Source organism: Polaromonas sp. P3_C2, from assembly GCF_056402675.1.
On the sequence record NZ_JBFUGX010000462.1, the window covers coordinates 1 to 3,360 of the forward strand.

At 54.9% G+C, this 3,360-nt stretch carries 3 protein-coding genes; all 3 read right to left on the bottom strand.

The window, feature by feature from the left end; genetic code table 11:
- The coding region (locus AC1DWI_RS17190) for an MBL fold metallo-hydrolase (RefSeq protein ID WP_477725285.1) at positions 1-249 on the bottom strand (249 nt) is incomplete at its 3' end.
- Between the two features lie 36 nt (positions 250-285).
- Positions 286-2,535, bottom strand: a complete 2,250-nt coding sequence (locus AC1DWI_RS17195; RefSeq protein ID WP_477725286.1) for a CHASE2 domain-containing protein — start codon at positions 2,533-2,535, stop codon at positions 286-288.
- A gap of 59 nt (positions 2,536-2,594) precedes the next feature.
- Positions 2,595-3,254 carry an FHA domain-containing protein gene (locus tag AC1DWI_RS17200; RefSeq protein WP_477670594.1) on the bottom strand — a complete coding sequence of 220 codons (660 nt, stop codon included), beginning with the start codon at positions 3,252-3,254 and terminating at the stop codon, positions 2,595-2,597.
- Positions 3,255-3,360 lie beyond the last annotated feature (106 nt).

Below are 3,360 nucleotides of genomic sequence, written 5' to 3' on the forward strand. Positions count from 1 at the left end.
CTGCAGCGCATGAATCTGGATAGGTGTTGTTCGCCGGGCGGCAATGGCGTCCACCATCAACGGTAACGCGGCCACGTGATCGAGGTGCGAATGCGTCAACAGAACATGGTCAACACCGGCCATCTCATCCAGCGTGAGATCTCCCACTCCCGTACCGGCATCAACCAACAAATCATGGTCAAGCAAAAAAGACGTGGTCCGGCAGTCTTTGGCAATGGCTCCCGAGCAGCCGAGTACACGTACTTTCATGAGATTTCCCGGTTGGCCTTGACTTGGAGGGTTGTGCTATTTGGTTTCAAAATTGGTTGCGCCATCCCATTCCGGATCAAAAGGCAACAGCCTCATAGAGGCTACACGCTCCGCATACAGCCGGTAAAGGAACTTTTTGCCATTTATCCGATGTAAATTGAGCAATTGCACATCGCATTGATCCCAATCCTGCGCGCGATAAGCTTTTAACGCCATTCCCCAGGTTTTCAGCTCAGCCGCAATGTCCTTGTCGATCTGGTCTACCGGCACCAACGGCCAGAAAATGGAAACCGCCTGATCTTTGCCCTTCACGCGAACCTTGTCGAGTTCCTGCCATGCAAAATCATTCGCCTGCTTTCGGGTTGACTCGCTGACCAYGATATCCACTCCGTAGGTTTTTGAGAGCCCCTCCAGACGCGAACCCAGATTCACGGAATCGCCAATCACGGTGTAACTGCGGCGGATATCCGAACCCATGTCACCCACACACATCGTGCCCGTATTGACACCGATACCTATGCCAATCTCGGGTAAACCCTTGATCTTGTGTTCCTCGTTGATCTTCTTGACTGCATTCGACATCTCAAGTGCCGTTTTGACTGCAAGACCAGCATGATCTGGCGTGTCGACAGGGGCCCCCCAAAAAGCCATCACGCAGTCACCCATGTATTTGTCAATGGTGCCGCGATTGCTGCGAATCAGGTCTGTCAGCCGGCTGAAAACACTGTTTAGCAAAGCCTGTAGTTGGGTAGGCTCCATCGACTCCGACATTTTGGTGAACCCGCGCATGTCGCAAAACATGACCGTCAGCTCCTTGGTCGTTGCCTTCATGCTGTAGCTGTCGGGATCTTTCACCATCTCGTCAACCAGTTCGGGGGGTACATAGGTGCCGAACAGATGGGCCAACTCACGCTTGGATCGGCTTTCCACGAAATATCCATAACTCATGTTCAACGCAAATGCGGTCAAAGCCATAACCAGCGCACTGGCCAACGGCAGCACAAGACCGTAACCAGAATAAAGCCAGAAATTCAAGCCGGCTATGGCGGCAATCACCGCCAAGCTGACCAGCACCGCACGGGAAGCCGAAAGCAGGGGCAGTGCAAAGGCCAGCGTCAGCCCCGAAAAAAGCAGGATGACCACCTCAAATCCGATGGCGTAGTCCGGCTTGACGAATACCTTCCCGTCAAGGAAACCGGAGATGACATTGGCATGCGTTTCCACCCCCGGATAGGTTTCCCCTACCGGAGTCACTCTCAAATCGAGCAGGCCGGGCGCTGTGGTGCCGACCAGGATGATCTTATCCTTGAGCGTGCCAGGCGCAAGGCGTTTGGCCAGGACATCCGCTGCGGAGATATACCGAAACGAGCCGCCGTTCGCACCACCATTACCCCTGAAGGGCACCAAAGTGGCTACGCGATCATCGACCGGAATCGCCAGGGTTTTGTTGCCTTGCTTAAGCAGAATGCTTTCCAGCCCTTGATAGTTCCGGGTCAGGAATTTTTCCTGCGGAAAACCAGGCTCGACCTTGGGCAAACCCGCAAGCATGCGAAACATGGCGAGCGCCAATGACTCGTAGTACTGCCCCTTGAACTCCGCCAGCAAGGGAATAGAGCGCACCACACCGTCGCCCTCGGTAATGGAGTTGAAGAAACCTCCCAAAGGGGCCGCTTTGGCCAACAACTCAATGTTGGCCCCGTATCCGTTCCAGCTGGTGAATTTGATAGGACGGCCACCAAGCGCATCGCTGCCCATAACCGGTGGCGGCAAAACGCCATTGACCCGGCCATCCCTGTCGCTGGTGAAGTAATACCCCATCACGACGGGGCGTTTTTCGATCGCTTTCGCGAAAATCGCGTCGTAATCCAGGCTGGTCTGCAGCTGGCTGAGTTTTTCCGAGAAACCCGGTTGATCTTTCAGCTCCGCCTGTGCAAGCTGCTTGAGCCGCTTTAGACCCGAGCTTTCGTCGGCTTCGGCAAATACGACATCAAACCCCAACAGCGCCGTTTTTTGACGATCCTGCAGCTCTTCGACCAGCTCCGCCAACCTGTTACGGCCCCAAGGCCACCGCCCCACCTCCGCAAGGCTCTTCTCATCGATGTCAACGATAACAATGCGTTCGTCCAGTGTATGCGGCATGGTCGCGCGCAGGCGTGCATCGTAGATGATGTCGTCCAACCTTTGCAGAACACCAATGCGAGCGACCCCGCTGGCATGCATCAATGCAAACACCAGCGGAATCAACGTGACGGCGATACGAGGCCAGTGCCGGAAGAGGAGTCTCATGCGACCTCGTTTGAAGGGTGCTTGCGGTCCGCTTGGTGCGAGACCTCTCAACACCAATGTCAGTGTTGGACGAACTGCATTTGCGTTCCGGCCAGCTCAAGCATGTCCCCATTTTTCAGGACAACCGGCTCAGCCCCGATGGGAGCTCCGTTAAGCGTGGGCTTGCCAGTGCCCTCTACATGGGCAACGACAAAACCCTGCGGCCGCTTGGTAATGGCGGCAACTGCGACCCCGGGCTTTCCGATGGTTGTGACTACCTTCACCAATGCCACTTCACGGCCAGCTGCAGCACCTGACATCACTTTAATCGCCGCCGTGAGGCCCGTACCACCGGCTTCAGTTGATGCCGCTGGCGAACCTGTCGGCGCCGGAGGCACAAGACCGGCAGAGCCAGCCTTGATAATCATGGTTTTCTCAAAGCCTGCGGGTGCAGCTTCGTTGACGTACTTGATTTTGTACTTGCCAATTTCAACGGTATCGCTATTTTGCAGCAGCAGCTTTTTAACGGCCTTCCCGTTGACATAGGTGCCATTGGTGCTGTTGAGATCCTCTAGATAGACCTCGTTGCCGGTCATTTGCAAAACGGCATGCTCCCCGCTGACAGCTAGGTTGTCGATGACAATGTCGTTGTAGGGCCTACGGCCCAAAGAAGTCCGGTCTTTCGTCAACTGGACTTCCTTGATCACAACGCCGTCAATAGAGACGATCATTTTCGGCATGGCCGACTCCTGTCTGTTTGTAATATTTCAGTCATCGCTATTTTCCCAGCATTCTGGACAAAAGGCCGCGCTTGGTCGAGTCTTCTTTCGCGTATGCCAACAGTAC

Excerpts from the sequence above, each read along its gene's own strand:
- AC1DWI_RS17200 (WP_477670594.1), bottom strand. The coding sequence starts at position 3,254 with ATGCCGAAAATGATCGTCTCTATTGACGGCGTTGTGATCAAGGAAGTC.